18 protein-coding genes are annotated in these 15,884 nt (G+C 70.5%); 11 read left to right on the top strand and 7 right to left on the bottom strand.

Annotation, left to right across the window (positions count from 1 at the left end; translation table 11 throughout):
- Positions 1-21: 21 nt before the first annotated feature.
- The 4 genes from ACIBCK_RS33265 (at position 22) to ACIBCK_RS33250 (ending at position 4,355) form a co-directional block, all read left to right on the top strand.
- Positions 22-1,176, top strand: coding sequence for an ABC transporter ATP-binding protein (locus tag ACIBCK_RS33265; RefSeq protein ID WP_399396273.1), 1,155 nt, complete (start codon positions 22-24; stop codon positions 1,174-1,176).
- Positions 1,177-1,284: 108 nt separating this feature from the next.
- On the top strand, positions 1,285-2,676 hold the full coding sequence (locus ACIBCK_RS33260; protein ID WP_399396272.1) for a M1 family metallopeptidase: 1,392 nt from the start codon (positions 1,285-1,287) through the stop codon (positions 2,674-2,676).
- A gap of 83 nt (positions 2,677-2,759) precedes the next feature.
- A complete protein-coding gene (locus ACIBCK_RS33255) occupies positions 2,760-3,428 on the top strand; it encodes a trimeric intracellular cation channel family protein (protein ID WP_399396271.1) in 669 nt (222 codons plus the stop codon).
- 57 nt (positions 3,429-3,485) lie between these two features.
- Positions 3,486-4,355, top strand: a complete 870-nt coding sequence (locus tag ACIBCK_RS33250) for a thioesterase family protein (RefSeq protein WP_399396270.1) — start codon at positions 3,486-3,488, stop codon at positions 4,353-4,355.
- Positions 4,356-4,496: 141 nt separating this feature from the next.
- On the opposite strand, the gene ACIBCK_RS33245 is transcribed toward ACIBCK_RS33250, so the two are convergent.
- From ACIBCK_RS33245 to ACIBCK_RS33235, 3 genes are all read right to left on the bottom strand, one after another.
- Positions 4,497-5,537 (bottom strand): YeiH family protein, encoded by a 1,041-nt coding sequence (locus ACIBCK_RS33245; RefSeq protein ID WP_399396268.1) that lies wholly within the window; start codon positions 5,535-5,537, stop codon positions 4,497-4,499.
- The gene (locus ACIBCK_RS33240; protein WP_399396267.1) at positions 5,537-6,106 is read right to left on the bottom strand and encodes a cysteine dioxygenase; all 570 of its coding nucleotides are present in this window, start codon (positions 6,104-6,106) and stop codon (positions 5,537-5,539) included. Before ACIBCK_RS33240 ends, ACIBCK_RS33245 begins: the two co-directional genes overlap by 1 nt.
- A 114-nt stretch (positions 6,107-6,220) precedes the next feature.
- Entirely contained in the window at positions 6,221-7,126 is a 906-nt protein-coding gene (locus tag ACIBCK_RS33235; protein WP_399396265.1) for a LysR substrate-binding domain-containing protein, read from the bottom strand.
- A gap of 52 nt (positions 7,127-7,178) precedes the next feature.
- Here ACIBCK_RS33235 and ACIBCK_RS33230 point away from each other — a divergent pair, with 52 nt between their 5' ends.
- A complete protein-coding gene (locus tag ACIBCK_RS33230) occupies positions 7,179-8,168 on the top strand; it encodes a helix-turn-helix transcriptional regulator (RefSeq protein WP_399396263.1) in 990 nt (329 codons plus the stop codon).
- On the opposite strand, the gene ACIBCK_RS33225 is transcribed toward ACIBCK_RS33230, so the two are convergent.
- Positions 8,128-8,970, bottom strand: coding sequence for an alpha/beta fold hydrolase (locus ACIBCK_RS33225; RefSeq protein WP_399396261.1), 843 nt, complete (start codon positions 8,968-8,970; stop codon positions 8,128-8,130). The two genes, ACIBCK_RS33230 and ACIBCK_RS33225, sit on opposite strands and share 41 nt — an antisense overlap.
- A gap of 69 nt (positions 8,971-9,039) precedes the next feature.
- The gene (locus tag ACIBCK_RS33220) at positions 9,040-9,663 is read right to left on the bottom strand and encodes a TetR family transcriptional regulator (RefSeq protein WP_399396260.1); all 624 of its coding nucleotides are present in this window, start codon (positions 9,661-9,663) and stop codon (positions 9,040-9,042) included.
- A 115-nt stretch (positions 9,664-9,778) separates the two neighbouring features.
- Here ACIBCK_RS33220 and ACIBCK_RS33215 point away from each other — a divergent pair, with 115 nt between their 5' ends.
- From ACIBCK_RS33215 to ACIBCK_RS33200, 4 genes are all read left to right on the top strand, one after another.
- Positions 9,779-9,934: a hypothetical protein gene (locus ACIBCK_RS33215; RefSeq protein WP_399396259.1), complete on the top strand. Its 156-nt coding sequence runs from the start codon at positions 9,779-9,781 to the stop codon at positions 9,932-9,934.
- 55 nt (positions 9,935-9,989) lie between these two features.
- Positions 9,990-10,295: a DUF4190 domain-containing protein gene (locus tag ACIBCK_RS33210; RefSeq protein WP_399396257.1), complete on the top strand. Its 306-nt coding sequence runs from the start codon at positions 9,990-9,992 to the stop codon at positions 10,293-10,295.
- Between the two features lie 48 nt (positions 10,296-10,343).
- Positions 10,344-11,507 (top strand): cysteine desulfurase family protein, encoded by a 1,164-nt coding sequence (locus ACIBCK_RS33205; protein WP_399396255.1) that lies wholly within the window; start codon positions 10,344-10,346, stop codon positions 11,505-11,507.
- A 233-nt stretch (positions 11,508-11,740) separates the two neighbouring features.
- A complete protein-coding gene (locus ACIBCK_RS33200; protein ID WP_399396253.1) occupies positions 11,741-13,030 on the top strand; it encodes a cytochrome P450 in 1,290 nt (429 codons plus the stop codon).
- Between the two features lie 13 nt (positions 13,031-13,043).
- Here the strand turns inward: ACIBCK_RS33200 and ACIBCK_RS33195 are convergent, their stop codons facing one another.
- Positions 13,044-13,721 (bottom strand): N-acetylmuramoyl-L-alanine amidase, encoded by a 678-nt coding sequence (locus ACIBCK_RS33195; protein WP_399396252.1) that lies wholly within the window; start codon positions 13,719-13,721, stop codon positions 13,044-13,046.
- Between the two features lie 61 nt (positions 13,722-13,782).
- On the opposite strand from ACIBCK_RS33195, the gene mnmA reads away from it, so the two are divergent.
- Positions 13,783-14,916, top strand: a complete 1,134-nt coding sequence (gene mnmA, locus ACIBCK_RS33190) for a tRNA 2-thiouridine(34) synthase MnmA (RefSeq protein WP_399396250.1) — start codon at positions 13,783-13,785, stop codon at positions 14,914-14,916.
- Between the two features lie 16 nt (positions 14,917-14,932).
- Here mnmA and ACIBCK_RS33185 read toward each other — a convergent pair whose 3' ends face one another.
- Complete coding sequence (locus ACIBCK_RS33185; RefSeq protein WP_367045109.1) at positions 14,933-15,256, bottom strand: DUF427 domain-containing protein; 324 nt, start codon at positions 15,254-15,256, stop codon at positions 14,933-14,935.
- A 63-nt stretch (positions 15,257-15,319) separates the two neighbouring features.
- Here ACIBCK_RS33185 and ACIBCK_RS33180 point away from each other — a divergent pair, with 63 nt between their 5' ends.
- Positions 15,320-15,865 (top strand): TIGR00730 family Rossman fold protein, encoded by a 546-nt coding sequence (locus ACIBCK_RS33180; RefSeq protein ID WP_399396249.1) that lies wholly within the window; start codon positions 15,320-15,322, stop codon positions 15,863-15,865.
- Positions 15,866-15,884 lie beyond the last annotated feature (19 nt).

Raw genomic sequence — 15,884 nt, 5'->3', positions numbered from 1 at the left:
GCTCAGGCGAAGGGCCAGGAGATGACGATCCCTGCGCAGACGAAGGGCTCGGCCGAGTCCGTCGAGCCGCTGCTCAAGGTCGACGGCCTGGTGAAGCACTTCCCCATCAAGAAGGGGCTGCTGCAGCGCCAGGTGGCGGCGGTGCAGGCCGTCGACGGTCTCAGCTTCGACGTACGTCCGGGTGAGACGCTCGGCGTCGTGGGCGAGTCGGGCTGCGGCAAGTCGACGATGGGCCGTCTGATCACCCGGCTGCTCGAACCGACCGCGGGACGCGTGGAGTTCGAGGGCGTGGACATCACGCACCTGAACACCGGCAAGATGCGGCCGCTGCGCCGCGACGTGCAGATGATCTTCCAGGACCCGTACTCGTCGCTGAACCCGCGGCACACCATCGGCACGATCGTCGGTGCGCCGTTCAAGCTGCAGGGCGTCAAGCCCGAGGGTGGCCTGAAGAAGCACGTGCAGGAGATGCTGGAGCGGGTGGGGCTCAGCCCCGAGCACTACAACCGCTACCCGCACGAGTTCTCCGGTGGTCAGCGCCAGCGCATCGGCATCGCGCGTGCGCTCGCCCTGCGGCCCAAGCTGGTCGTCGCCGACGAGCCCGTCTCCGCCCTCGACGTCTCCATCCAGGCGCAGGTGGTCAACCTCCTGGACGACCTCCAGGACGAGCTCGGCCTCACGTACGTGATCATCGCGCACGACCTCTCGGTCATCCGGCACGTCTCGGACCGCATCGCGGTGATGTACCTCGGCAAGATCGTGGAGCTGGCGGACCGCAAGGACCTCTACTCCACGCCGATGCACCCGTACACCAAGGCGCTGCTCTCGGCCGTGCCCGTGCCCGACCCCAAGCGGCGCGGCGTCAAGAGCGAGCGCATCCTGCTGCGCGGTGACGTCCCCTCGCCGATCGACCCGCCCACCGGCTGCCGTTTCCACACGCGCTGCTGGAAGGCGACGGAGATCTGCGCGAAGACCGAACCGCCGCTGATCCCGCTCGCCACCGGCCACCAGGTGGCGTGCCACCACCCGGAGAACGCCGAGGACCAGCAGCCGGGCGACACCAAGCTGCTCCAGGTCGCCAGGGAGGCGATCGACGTGGTGTCCGTGGTCAGCAAGGCGGAGGAGACGGCGGCCGAGGAGGCGGCGTCTCCGAAGAAGACGTCAACTGACAAGTAGATCCTGATGACTTGGTAAAAATCAGTCACCAGGTCATGTACACGCCCATACGGGAGAGTGCAGAGTCTGCGTGTCCGTTTCACCGGAACACGCGCGAAGGGACGACTCATGGCACTCTCCCGTTCGGCACGTCTGGGGGCACTGGCGACCGCCGCCGCCTCCTTCTGCGTGATCGCCGCCGCGCCCGCGCCCCACCCAGGCTCCGACGGCGTCGGCGACCCGTACTTCCCGAAGCTCGGCAACGGCGGTTTCGACGTACGCCACTACGGCCTCGACGTGGCGTACAACCCTGACACCGACCGCCTCGACGGCCGCACCACGATCACCGCGCGCGCCACCCAGAACCTCTCCTCCTTCCACCTCGACCTTCAGAAGCTCCAGGTGACGAGAGTCGAGGTGAACGGCAGACGGGCGAAGTTCACCCGCGACGGCGACGAGATCCGCGTCAGCCCGCGCGATCACCTGCGCAAGCACAGGACGTTCACGGTGACCGTCACCTACGGCGGCGTGCCCGAGCCGCTGAGCGGTCCCATCGTCTTCGGTTCCGACTACGGCTGGATGAAGACCACCGACGGCGTCTTCGTCGCCTGCGAGCCCAACGCCGCCTCCACATGGTTCCCCTCCAGCGACCACCCCTCGGACAAGGCCGCCTTCGACATCCGCATCAAGGCACCCAAGGGCCTGACCGGGGTCTCCAACGGCCGGCTCGTCGACACGGACACCAAGGGCGGGCAGACCGTCGCCCACTGGCGCGAGTCCAAGCCCATGGCGACCTATCTCGCGACCGCCACCATCGGCAAGTTCGACGTCAAGAAGGGCCGGACCCCGGGCGGCACCCCGATCTACGTCGCCATCGACCCGGTCCTGGAGAACAGCAACAACGTCGACGTGTACGGGGTCACGGCCGAGGTCACCGACTACTGGTCGAAGGTCTTCGGCCCCTACCCCTTCGAGGAGACCGGCGCGATCGTCGACGACATGCCGCAGGCCGGCTTCTCCCTGGAGACCCAGACCAAGCCGGTCTACTCCGCGATCCGCAGCGAGTCGACCATCGCCCACGAGCTCGCCCACCAGTGGTTCGGCGACTCCGTGACCCCCGAGAAGTGGAGCGACATCTGGCTCAACGAGGGCTTCGCGACCTACTCCCAGTGGCTGTGGAGCGAGCACAAGGGCACCCAGAGCGCCCGCGACGCCTTCCTCGCCGGCTACACCTCACGCCCGGCCGACGCGCCCTTCTGGCAGACGGTCGTCGGCGACCCGCAGCGGGACACCATGTTCGCCTCGGCCGTCTACCAGCGCGGCGCGATGACCCTTCAGGTCCTGCGCGAGCGCATCGGTGACAAGGCGTTCTTCAAGCTGCTCCCGGCCTGGGCGAAGCAGCAGCGGTACGGCAACGCCGAGACCGCCGACTTCGTCCGGCTCGCCGAGAAGATCTCCGGCAAGCAGCTCGACAGCCTCTTCCGGACATGGCTGTTCACGAAGGGCAAGCCCGCCCTGTAGCCGCCTCGGCGCCGCTGGCGCCACTGGCGCCGCGCAGTGCCGACCTGGTGAGGACCGCGGCGGCGGGCAGGTAAGAATGTCGCGTGATCCACGATCTGTTCAGTCCCTCCGTCCAGCACGCGCTCGACATCGTCGGCATCTTCGTCTTCGCGATCTCCGGCGCCCTGCTCGCCGTACGCAAGAACTTCGACGTCTTCGGGATCGTCGTGCTCGCCGAGGTCACCGCCCTGGGCGGGGGGATCTTCCGTGACGTGGTCATCGGGGCGGTGCCGCCCGCCGCCTTCGTCGACCTCGGCTACTTCATCACGCCGCTGTTCGCCGCGGCCCTGGTGTTCTTCCTGCACCCGGAGGTGGAGCGCACACAGCTCGCGGTGAACGTCTTCGACGCCGCGGGCCTCGGACTCTTCTGTGTCACCGGCACGACGAAGGCGTACGACTACGGCCTCGGCCTCACCGCTTCGGCGGCCCTGGGGCTCGCCACCGCGGTGGGCGGCGGCGTGCTGCGCGACATCATCGCCAACGAAGTGCCCTCGCTGGTGCGCTGGGACCGCGACCTGTACGCCGTACCCGCGATCGTCGGCTCCGCGATGGTCGCGCTCTGCATCAACTACGACCTGGTGAACGCCTTCACCAGCACCCTCGCCGTCATCACGACCTTCGTCCTGCGGCTGCTGGCACTGCGCTACCACTGGCGCGCGCCGCGGGCCTGGCACCGGCGGTCGACGGCGGTGGAGGTGGAGGACGCGGGTTAGCGGATCGCCCCGCCAGAAAAGCTACCGCTCAGTAATCACATGTTGTACGTTGCCGGTATGGCAGAGGCAGCATCCATACCGGTAGCGGTGCCCGCGAGCATCGGCGACAGCGAGTTCGACCGCGACACCGCGGTCACCCGGCGCGAGCCCGGTGTCTACGACATCGAGCTCTCCGCCGGGTGGACGATCATCAACGCCGTCAACGGCGGCTACCTCCTCGCGGTCCTCGGCCGTGCGCTGGCCGACGCCCTGCCGCACGCGGATCCCTTCACGGTCTCCGCGCACTACCTGACCGCGTCGCACCCCGGGCCCGCCGTGATCCGCACGGACGTGGCGCGTGCCGGGCGGACCCTGTCGACCGGGCAGGCCTCGCTCTTCCAGTACGACGACGAGGGGCGCGAGGTCGAGCGGATCCGCGTGCTCGCCTCGTACGGAGACCTCGCGGGCCTTCCCGACGACGTCCGTACGACGGCCAAGCCGCCGTCGCTGCCGCCGCTGGAGCAGTGCTTCGGGCCCCAGGACGCCCCGGACCACCGTCCTGTTCCCGGCAGTTCCGCGATCAGTGACCGCCTCTTCCTGAAGCTGGACCCCTCCACCCTGGGGTGGGCCCTTGGCCAACCCTCCGGCAAGGGGGAGATGCGCGCCTGGTTCGGCCTCGCGGACGGCCGCGACGCGGATCCGCTGTCGCTGCTGCTCGCGGTGGACGCGTTGCCGCCGACGGCCTTTGAGCTGGGGCTCTCCGGCTGGGTTCCTACGGTGGAGCTGACGGTCCACGTCCGGGCCCGGCCCGCGCCGGGCCCACTCCGGGTCGCGATCACGACCCGTAACCTCGCCGGTGGCTTCCTGGAGGAGGACGCGGAGGTCTGGGACGCGGAGGACCGCCTGGTCGCCCAGTCGCGGCAACTGGCGCGGGTCCGCCTGGGCTGATCCCTGGCCCCGTGGCTGAATTTTCGTTTTTCAGCCCGTCCGGCGTTTGAGGACGAACTCGGCGGAGCCGGTGATTGCGGCACGCAAGGCCCCCGCGCCAGAGCGGGTTTTCGGGAAGGGGCGGGGTTGGGGAGAAATCCCCTAGCCCACCAGCAGCACGCCCCCATAAGAAACCCCCGCCACCACCACCCACGCACACAGCCCAAGCACCGCCACCCGCCCCCCGGTTCGGGTCAGCGAGGGCAGGTCCACCGCCGAGCCGAGACCGAACAAGGCCGCCGCCAGCAGTAGTTCCTGGGCGTGGCCCGCCAGGGAGAGGGCGGGCCCCGGGACCCAGCCAGTGCTTCGTACCGCGACCATCGCGAGGAATCCCGCCACGAACAGCGGCAGCACAGGCGGTCGCCGCGCCCCCGCCCCGCGCGCAGCGGTCACGCGGGCCCGCAGCGAAAGACCCACCGCCGCCACCAGCGGCGCAAGCACCGCCACCCGCATCAGCTTCACAAGGACCGCGTCCCCAAGCGCCCCCGCCCCAGCGGTCTGCGCGGTGGCCACCACCTGGCCCACGTCGTGGACACTGGCCCCCACCCAGCGCCCGAACTCCGCGTCACTCAGCCCCAACGGCCCCTGCAGCAGGGGCAGTACGGCGATGGCGAGCGTCCCGCACAGCGTCACGAGTGCCACCGACACCGCCACGTCCCGCTCCTCGCTCTCGCTCGCCTCGCCGACCGCCCCGATCGCGGACGCCCCACAGATCGAGTAGCCGGTGGCGATCAGGAGCGGCTGGTCGCCGGGCAGGCCCATGCGGCGGCCGAGCCACCACGTCCCGAAGAACGTCGCCGCCACCACCCCGAGCACCATCGCCACCGTCGCCCAGCCGACGCCCAGGACATCGCTCAGGCTCAGCTTCAGGCCGAGGAGCACGATGCCGATCCGCATCAGCCGCTTCCCGGCGAGGGAGAGCCCGGCCTTGCCCCGGCCTCGCACGACTGCGCGCACCCCCGGCACATGGGCCGCCGCGAGCCCGAGCACCACCGCCGCCGTCAGCATCGGCACGGCCGGGATCAAGGCGTGCGTCACCCAGGCCACGGCGACACCGAGGGCCGCGAGGCCGAGCCCCGGCAGCGGGCGCGGGCCCGGAGGCGTCACGGCGGCGACGCGTGGCCGCTGTCCGAGCAGCGCCATCAGCGGTCGGCCGGCAGCTCGTACACCCGGCGCACGCTGGTGCCGAGGCGGGAGATGTCCGCGCCGTACACGTGGAGCGAGACCGCCCGCTCCGTTCCGCCGTTCCAGACCCGGTGGATGTCGCCGGGCGGCGCGAAACCGCTCACCGTGCCTTGTCGGCTGACCAGGTCCTCGGTGGCGACGAGCCGGGCCGGGGCGCCGGGGGACGCAGGTATCAACCGGTAGCGGCGCTCGTGTTCCTCGCCCTCGTGGACGCCGGTGGCGCACCAGGAGACGTGGTCGTGGACGGGCGTGTGCTGGCCCAGCAGCCAGACGACGCCGATCACGGAGAAGCTGCCGTCGTGTTCGGCGTGCAGCAGGTGTTGGCGATACCGCTCGGGGTCACCCTCGCGCTGCTCGTCGGTGAGGAGGTCGGCCGCGCCCAGATGCGGCGCGAGCCGTTCGCCGACCAGGTACGCCGTGAGGTCCGGCGGAAGGCCCCGGCCGACGGCCTCGCGAAGGTCGGAGACGAGGGCGTGGAGGCGCTCGGTGGTGCGGGCCGCGCGGAACGCGGTGGTGGAGGCACTCATAGGAGCAGCGTCCTGCCGCTCTTCCATCACGTCCAACGACAGTTTCTAAGCCGTTCCCCAACTTCTGCTTATGGATCGACGACCGGGGGCACGCTCGGTCGCGGTTCGCGCGCCTCAGCAGCCCATCCGGTTCGCCGCCACCGCCTTCAGTTCCTCCAGTACCAGCGCCGTCGCGGGAATCCGCAGATGCTCCCGCAGCGCGTACGCCGAGACCTGCCGCCGTGACGCCGGTTCGAGTGCACGCCCCGTCACTTCCCGGTGGCGCAGGAAGTTGAGGACGAGCCCCGGCATCATCGCGATGCCGAGCCCCTCGGCGACCAGGCTCTGGATGACGAGGTTGTCGTCCGTGGTGAAGGCGATGTCGGGCGTGAAGCCCTGCTCGGCGCACTCGTGCAGGAAGTTGGCGCGGCAGCGCAGACAGCCCGCGATCCAGCGCTCGCCCGCCAGGTCGACGAGCCTGACGCGGCGGCGCCGGGCCAGGGGGTGCCTCGACGGCATCAGGACCGTCAACTGGTCCTCCATCAGCGGGATTTCCACCACCTCCTTCGGCACGTCCTCGTGCAGGCCGGGATAGTGGAAGGCCAGGGTGACATCGCAGTCGCCGTCCACCAGACGCCGGAGCGACTCGGGCGGCTCGTTCTCCTGGAGTTCGACGCGTACGCCGGGATGACTCGCCGCGAGCCGGGACAGCGCCTCGGGGATGAGGGTGGCGTTGGCGCTGGGGAAGGCGCAGATGCGGACGCGGCCGGTGCGCAGGCCCGTGATCGCGTTCATCTGCTGCCGGGCCGCGTCGATGTTGCCGAGGATGATCCCCGCGTGCCGGGACAGCGCCTCGCCCGCCTCGGTGAGGCGCATCCTGCGGCCGACGCGGGTGAACAGGACCGTGCCCACGGACCGTTCGAGCGCCTTCATCTGCTGGGTGATCGCGGGCTGCGTATAGCCGAGCGAGCGGGCGGCGGCGGAGTACGAGCCGGTCCGGACCACTTCATGGAATGACCTGATGTGCCGGGAATCGAACACGCCTGAATCATAAACATGATCCGGAGAGGGCCGACAGGCCATCCTTGACCGCGTGAAATCCGACCGGCTGCTCTCGATCCTGCTGCTGCTCCAGACCCGGGGGCAGGTCCCGGCCCATGAACTGGCCGACCGTCTCGAAGTCTCGGTGCGCACCATCTACCGCGACATCGAGGCGCTCTCCGCCTCCGGCGTCCCGGTGTACGCCGAGCGCGGGCGGCACGGGGGCATCGCGCTCCTGCCCGGTTTCCGTACGGACGTCACGGGGCTCACGGCGGACGAGTCGCGGGCGTTGTTCATCCTGGCCTCGCAGGGCGCGCACGCAGCGCTCGGGCTCGACGCGGCGCTCGGCTCCGCGCTGCGCAAGGTCATGGCGGCACTGCCCGCACCGCACCGGCCCGCCGCCGAGCTGACGAGCCGCCGTATTCTCGTCGACTCGGCGCGCTGGATGCCGGGGCCCCGCGGTTCGGATCCGGTCGCCGTCGATCTCGACGTGCTGCAGGACGCGGTCTTCTCGGACCGGCGGCTGCGCCTGCGCTACCGGCACAGCGGCGCCGAACGGCCGCGTACCTACACCGTGGATCCCTACGGCCTCGTCTCCAAGGCGGGAGTCTGGTACTTGGTCGCCGACCGGCGTGGCGCCCCGCAGCTCTTCCGGGCCGATCGCGTGCAGGCCGCGCACCTCATGGACCTGCCCGCCCGGCGCAGGCTCGGCGTCGAACTGGCCGATGTGTGGGACGTGTTGAAGCGGCAGGTCGAGGACCGGCCGGTCGGCGTCGACGTGACGGCGCGGGTCGCGCGCGACCGGTTCGCGCAGTTCCTGCGCCTCAAGAGCCAGTTCCTCAGTGAGCCTCCCGACGACGACGGGGAGAGCGAGTGGATCACTGTCCGTCTCGGGTTCGGCGTCGTCGGCGACGCCCGGACACTGCTGCCGTTCGCCGCCAGTGTGGAGGTGCTCTCGCCGCCCGAGGTGCGGGCCGAACTGGCGTACGCCGCCGCCGAGGTCAGCGGCCTGTACGCAGAAAGCGGCTCAGCTCACCGGTGAGCTCGGCCGGCGCGTCCTCCTGTACGAGATGTCCGGCGCCCTCGACCAGGCGCAGCTCGGCGCCGGGGATCAGCTCGGCGAGCTCGTGGCCTCGCTCCACCGGGATCCAGGTGTCGTCCGCGCCCCAGCAGATGAGGACGGGCAGCGCCAACTCCCCGTAACTCCCCTGGACTTCGTCGGTGAAGCGCTGGTTGTTCTGTTCGATCTGCCGGTAGAAGGCGGGCCTGCCCTCCTCCGTGCACCAGGGTTCGACCAGGCGGTCGAGCACGGCGGGGTGCAGGCCGCGGTGGCTCGCCGAGGCGACGTACGCGCGCACGAGTGCCTCGTGCAGGGCGGGCGGCAGCTGGTTGAAGACGTCGGCGTTCGCGCCGAGCAGGCGGTAGGCGGGGGAGCCCCAGGGTGCGAGCGCGACGGGGTCGACGAGCGCGAGGCGTTCGTAGCGGGCGCCGTGCAGGAGATGGGCGCGCAGTGAGATGGCGCCGCCGAAGTCATGGGCCACGACGGCCGGTTCGTCGAGGCCCCAGTGCGCGAGGAGCTCGGCGAGGACCTGGGCCTGCGCGGCCAGGGTCACGTCCTGGCCGGAGCGCATCTCGGACGCGCCGTAACCCGGCAGGTCCCATACGTAGACGCGGTGTTCGCGGGAGAGCGCACGGGCCACACCCCGCCAGACGTACGAGGAGAAGGGGGTGCCGTGGACCAGGACGACGGGCGGAGCGTCCGCGGCGCCCAGGGCGGTCCAGCGGACGGCGCCGGTCGGTCCCGCGAAGGTCTGGTCGAGCGTCCAGCCGCGATCGGTCGTCATGACCGTAAGGCTAATAGCTCCTTACGGGAGTGTCGAGACCGGCGGCCTTCTCCCGCGCCGCGACCGGGATCACTGCTCGTCCAGCCAGTGGCGTCGCCCGAGCGAGACCAGACGCAGTCGTCGGCGCGCACCGGCCGCTACGTGCTGCTCGTCCTCGGGGGCCGCCTCCAGGAGTGCCGACGCCGTCATCACCATGTGGTCGACGTACATCCTGGCCAGCATCAGGAGATCGTCCTCCTCCCAGCCCGCGGAATCGGACTCCTGGGCGAACTGGTCCTTCACCTCCTGTGCGAACAGGGTGAGTTGGTCGCCTATCGCGGACCGCACGGCCTGTACCCCGCCGTGCTGCTCGCGCGCGATGAAGCGGACGTGCGCCGGGTGCGTGCGCACATAGGCGACGATCAACTCGACGGTGGCCGCGATGCGTTCCTCGCCGTCGCCGGTCGCCGCGAGGAGCGAGACGAGCGTGGTGTGCAGGCTGCCGAGCGCCTCCTCGACCAGGGCCACGCCCAGGTCGCCCATGTCGCGGAAGTGCCGGTAGAAGGCGGTGGGGGCCACGCCCACGGCACGGGTGACCTCGCGCAGACCCAGGCTGCTCAGGCTCTGCTCCTCCAGCAGCTGGAGCGCCGCGTCGAGGAGTGCCTGCCGGGTTTTCTGCTTCTGGGCCTGCCGGATGCCGAGAGTGTGACTCATGCCATGCAGTTAACAACTGTTCTCCGGGATTGGAAAGCCGCGGAGGAGGTACTCTGAAGTCAGTGAACAGTTGTTACCACAAGCGTTCACCGAAGTCCCCAACGAGAGGCATCCCATGCTGTTCCTCGTCGCCGCCCTCCTGCTGCTCGGTGTCGCCATGGGCACCGTGGCCCACGCGCCGATCTCCGTCTCGCTGGTCGCCGCGGCCGTCATCGGTGTCTGGCTGATGGTGTTCGCGGCCCGCGAGCGGCACTCGCGTCGCCAGTCCTGAGCGCGCTACCGCCGATCCGTGACTGATCCGTACGGCCCCTGAAAGGAGTCGCACCATGGGACTCACCACTACCGCCCCCCGGTCCAAGGCCACCACCCCCTCATCCGCCCCCGTCCCCACCGGCCGGCGTGACACCGACGGCATGGCCGTCGCCTCGTTCGTCCTCGGCCTGCTCGGGCTGCTCGTCCTGAACCTCTTCCTCGGCCCCGTCGCGATCGTCCTCGCGAGCATCGCGCTGCTGCGCGGGACCGGCCGAAAGGGCCGCGCCCTGCTCGGACTCGGGCTCGGCGTGGCCGATCTCGTGGTGCTCGCCGTGCTGATGTCCATGGACAGCACGGTCTCGTGGGGTCTCGCGGGCTGACACCGCTTGGACGCGGGGCCCCTCGGGGCTCGTAGAATCGTGTCCACCATGGCCTACCTCGACCACGCAGCGACCACTCCGATGCTCCCGGAGGCGATCGCGGCGATGACCGCCCAGCTCGCCGTCACCGGCAACGCCTCCTCACTGCACGCCGCGGGGCGCCGGGCGCGACGCACCGTCGAGGAGGCCCGCGAGACGCTCGCCGAGTCGCTCGGCGCGCGCCCCAGCGAGACCGTCTTCACCGCGGGCGGCACGGAGGCCGACAACCTCGCCGTGAAGGGCCTGTACTGGGCGCGGCGCGACGCCGAGCCCGCGCGGACCCGGGTTCTCGCGAGCCCCGTCGAGCACCACGCCGTCCTCGACGCCGTGCACTGGCTCGGCGAACACGAAGGCGCCACCGTCGAGTACCTCCCCGTCGACGCGTACGGCCGCGTGCACCCCGACGCGCTGCGCGAGGCCATCGAGCGCAACCCCGACGACGTCGCACTCGCCACCGTCATGTGGGCCAACAACGAGATCGGCACCATCCAGCCGATCCGTGAACTGGCCGACGTGGCCGGGGAGTTCGGCATCCCGCTGCACGCCGACGCGGTACAGGCCTTCGGTCAGCTGCCCGTCGACTTCGGTGCGTCCGGGCTCGCCGCGATGACCGTCTCCGGGCACAAGATCGGCGGTCCTTACGGCATCGGGGCGCTGCTCCTCGGCCGTGAGTACAGCCCCGTGCCCGTCCTGCACGGCGGCGGGCAGGAGCGTCATGTGCGCTCCGGGACGCTGGACGTGCCCGCGATCGCGGCGTTCGCCGTGGCGGGCAAGCATGCCGCGGGGCAGCGTGAGTGGTTCGCCCGGGAGATCGGCGCCCTGCGGGACGATCTGGTCTCCGCCGTGCGCGCGGCGGTCCCCGCGGCGATCCTCGGGGGAGACCCGGACGGCCGGCTGCCCGCGAACGCGCACTTCACCTTCCCCGGCTGCGAGGGGGATTCCCTCCTGCTGCTGCTCGACGCCCAGGGCATCGAGTGCTCCACCGGCTCGGCGTGCACGGCGGGCGTGGCCCAGCCGAGCCACGTCCTGCTCGCCACCGGCACCGACCCCGACCTGGCCCGCGGCACGCTCCGCTTCTCCCTCGGGCACACCTCGACGCGGGCGGACGTGGCCGCGGTGGCCGAGGCCATCGGCCCGGCGGTGGAACGGGCGCGGACGGCGGGCCTGAGCTGAGTCCGGGGCGCTGACGTTGGTCCCGGTTTATGCAGGTAGGTGACGCAGCTAACGCCGGACTGCGCTGATCCCGCCCGGTGTTGATGCCGGTTTCGGCCGCTATAGGGCGGACAGGCGCAGGAGCGGGCTGCAAGGCCCACAGTCCGCCGATCTATGCTTGCCGCTCGCGAGTCCGCTCCGCGCGTTCGGGGCTGCACGACACCCCCCTCATCGGGGCTGCACGACAACCCCTCATGGAGTTCACATTGAAGGCGAACCTCCGCTCTCGCATCACCGCGCGGCTCGGACGCTTGTACCTCTCCCGGATCCAGAAGAACGGGATCAGTGCGTCGGCGATCTCGCGACTGCCCGAGCCGCTGCTCGCGCCGATGCGCCGCGACGGGCTCGACCCGGTGGCCCGGCTCACCGAGAACCAGACGGAGCAGCCGATATCGAAGGTGCCGCTGCCGTTCGGCATGGACGCCTGGGTGGTCACCGGCTATGACGAGGTCAAGGCCGTGCTCGGCGCGACGGACGGCTTCAGCAACGACTTCACGAACCTCGCGGGCAACGCCGGTGTGGTCGACGACCACCACCCCGGCGGCCTCGGCTTCAGCGACCCCCCGGTCCACACGCATCTGCGCCGCATCCTCACGCCCGAGTTCACGATGCGCAGGCTGCGCCGCCTCACGCCCCGGATCGAGGCCATCGTCGAGGAGCGGCTCGACGCGATGGAGGCCACTGACGGGCCCGTCGACCTCGTGCAGGCCTTCGCGCTGCCGATCCCCTCGCTGACGATCTGCGAACTGCTCGGCGTCCCGTACGAGGACCGCCACGACTTCCAGCAGCTGGCCATGGAGCGCTTCGACCTCTTCGGCGGGGCGACCGCTCCCTTCGGGGCGATATCCGCCTCGCTCTCCTACTTTCGCGACGTGGTCAAGAAGCAGCGGGAGAACCCGGGCGACGGACTGCTCGGCATGATCGTGAAGGAGCACGGCGACACGGTCGATGACGAGGAGCTCGCCGGCCTCGCCGACGGCGTCCTCACCGGCGGCTTCGAGACCACCGCGAGCATGGTGGCCCTCGGCTCGCTGCTCCTGCTCCAGCACCCCGAGACCGCCGCGCGGCTGCGTGACGACGACGCCGCGGCCGCCCCCTTCGTGGAGGAGGCGCTGCGCTACCTCACCGTCGTGCAGGTGGCCTTCCCGCGGTTCGCCCGCGAGGACATCGAGATAGCCGGGGTGCGCATACCCAAGGGTGACCTGGTCCTGTGCTCCCTGAGCGGCGGCAACCGCGACGCCAAGTACACCCCCGACGGCGGCGGTTTCGACCCGCACCGCAAGGCCTCGGGCCACCTCGCCTTCGGCTGGGGCATCCACCGCTGCATCGGCGCCGAACTGGCCCGCATGGAGCTGCGCGCCGCCTACCCGGCCCTGGTGAGGCGCTTCCCCGGGATGCGGCTCGCCGTCGCCCCCGAGGAGCTCGACTTCCGCAAGCTGTCCATCGTGTACGGGGTGGAGTCGCTGCCGGTGCACCTTCGGTAGGTCACCTGTCACCTCACTTGAGGGCTGCGCGCGCCTTTCCGACGAGTTCCAGATACCGGTCCCAGTCCCAGTGCGGACCCGGGTCCGTGTGGTCCGTGCCCGGCACCTCCACGTGCCCGACGATGTGCTCCCGGTCCACCGGGATGTCGTACCGCTCACATATGCCTGCCGTCAGCCGCGCCGACGACTCGTACATCGCGTCGGTGAACGAGGACTTCTTGTCGACGAAGCCCTCGTGCTCGATGCCGATGCTCCGTTCGTTGTAGCTCTTGTTCCCCGCGTGGAACGCCACGTCCAGCTCGCGGATCATCTGTGCCACGTGCCCGTCCTTGCGCACCACGTAGTGCGCCGCAGCGCCGTGCGCCGGGTCCTTGAAGACCCTGAGCGCCGTGGCGTACCCGCCCTGCACGACGTGGATGACCACCATGTCGATCTCGTAGTCGTCGGGGCGGTCCGCGCGGCGCCAGTTGTAGTCGGAGGCAGCCGTCCACTGGGCTCCCTTGGCGTCGACCTCGCCCTCCTTGCGCTTCTTGACGACGCCGGGCAGCCGCCACCACAGGCGGCCCAGCTCGTCCGATGCGAGCACGGCCGTGCCGACCGCCGCGGCCGCTCCGCCGATCAGGAGCGTCCTGCGGTTGACGCCCCTGCGCCCCCGCCCCTGCTCCGCCGTCGAGTCCTGTTCTTCCCCCATGTGATCGTCAACGCTTACTCATGGGCGGCTGGTTCCCGCGGGCCCGTACCCTGTTAGAGCTATGACTGAGAACCGGACCCCGCAGCGCCCCCGCCCCCTTCGCGTACTCGCCGCCATGTCGGGCGGCGTGGACTCCGCCGTCGCCGCCGCGCGCGCCGCCGAAGCAGGGCACGACGTGACCGGAGTGCACCTCGCACTCTCGGCGAACCCGCAGTCGTTCCGCACGGGCGCGCGAGGCTGTTGCACCATCGAGGACTCCCGCGACGCCCGCCGCGCCGCGGACGTCATCGGCATCCCGTTCTACGTCTGGGACCTGGCGGAGCGGTTCCGCGAGGACGTGGTCGAGGACTTCATCGCCGAGTACGAGGCGGGGCGCACCCCCAACCCGTGCCTGCGCTGCAACGAGAAGATCAAGTTCGCGGCGCTCCTGGACAAGGCCCTCGCGCTCGGCTTCGACGCGGTCGTCACCGGTCACTACGCCACGGTGGTCGTGAACGACGACGGCACGCGCGAGCTGCACCGCGCGTCGGACATGGCCAAGGACCAGAGCTACGTCCTCGGGGTCCTGGACGACCGCCAGCTCGCCCACGCCATGTTCCCCCTCGGTGACACGCTCACCACCAAGGAGGAGATCCGCGCGGAGGCCGAGGAGCGCGGCCTCGCCGTGGCGAAGAAGCCCGACAGCCACGACATCTGCTTCATCGCCGACGGCGACACCCAGGGTTTCCTCGCGGACCGCATCGGCAAGGCGGAGGGCGACATCGTCGACGCTGACGGCAACAAGCTCGGCACCCACGAGGGGGCGTTCGGCTACACCATCGGCCAGCGCAAGGGCCTGCGGATCGGCACCCCGGCCCCCGACGGCAAGCCGCGCTACGTCCTGGACATCTCCCCGGTGAACAACACCGTGACGGTCGGCCCGGCGGCCGCCCTCGACGTCTCGGGCCTGACAGCGATCAAGCCCCGCTGGTGCGGAGCGGCTCCCTCCGGTCCCGGCACATACACGGCGCAGCTGCGGGCGCACGGCGGCGAGACGGAGGTGACGGCCGAACTCGTGGACGGCACCCTGACCGTCTCCTTCGACGAGCCGGTACGCGGCGTGGCCCCCGGCCAGGCGATCGTCCTCTACGACGGCACACGCGTGGTCGGCTCGGCGACGATCGCGACGACGGAGAGGGCCACGGCCGCGGTCTAGGCCCTTAGGACGTGCCTCACACTGCTTCTACTTCGTAGAAGCAGAAGTGGTCCTTGATCTCGGCCACGGCCTCCTTCGGCTCCGGGTAGCCCCACACGGCGTCCTTCGCGTCCGGCAGCGACCAGTAGGAGGCCGTTCCCTTGAACGGGCAGTACGTCGTCGTGTCCGAGGGCGTCAGGAGGCTGGTGCGTACGTCCTGCGGGGGGAGGTAGTAGCGCACCGGGTAGCCCGTCTCACGCAGCAGCAGCGGGCGGCTGCTTTCGGCCACCACCTGGCCCTCGTGCACCACCCGTACGGTGTCGGTGCCCTGCTCGACGGTGATCTTGTGTCCTGCGGTCACAGGGGTCTCCTTCTGTGGACGGCCGCGTCCCACCCAGTCTGTGCCGGATCGTACGGTGATGCCATGAACATCTGTGTCTTCCTCTCCGCGGCCGACCTCCCCGAGCGCTACACCCGCCCCGCGCGCGAGTTCGCCGAGCTGCTCGGCAAGGGCGGCCACACCCTGGTGTGGGGCGGTTCGGAGAGCGGCCTGATGAAGGTCGTCGCCGACGGCGTGCACGAGGCGGGCGGCGGCCTCCTCGGCGTCTCGGTGGACTTCCTCGCCGCCAAGGCCCGGACCGTGACCGCGCCCGACGAGATGGTGATCGCGCGCGACCTCGCCGAGCGCAAGGCGCTGCTCCTGGAGAAGTCCGACGCGATCGTGATCATGGTCGGCGGCACGGGCACGCTGGACGAGGCCACCGAGATCCTTGAACTGAAGAAGCACGGCAAGCACACCAAGCCGGTGGTCCTGCTCAACTCGGCGGGCTTCTACGACGGCCTGAAGGAGCAGTTCAAGCGCATGGAGGACGAGGGCTTCCTGCCCGTGCCGCTGACCGGCCTCGTCTTCTTCGCCGAGGAGCCGGTCGGCGCCCTCGCCTACCTGGAGGAGAGCATGGGCACGCGCTGATCCGCATCCGCCGGGGTGC

The organism is Streptomyces sp. NPDC051218 (assembly GCF_044455475.1).
Taxonomy (GTDB): Bacteria; Actinomycetota; Actinomycetes; order Streptomycetales; family Streptomycetaceae; genus Streptomyces.
This window is presented reverse-complemented; position numbering and strand designations above follow the sequence as displayed.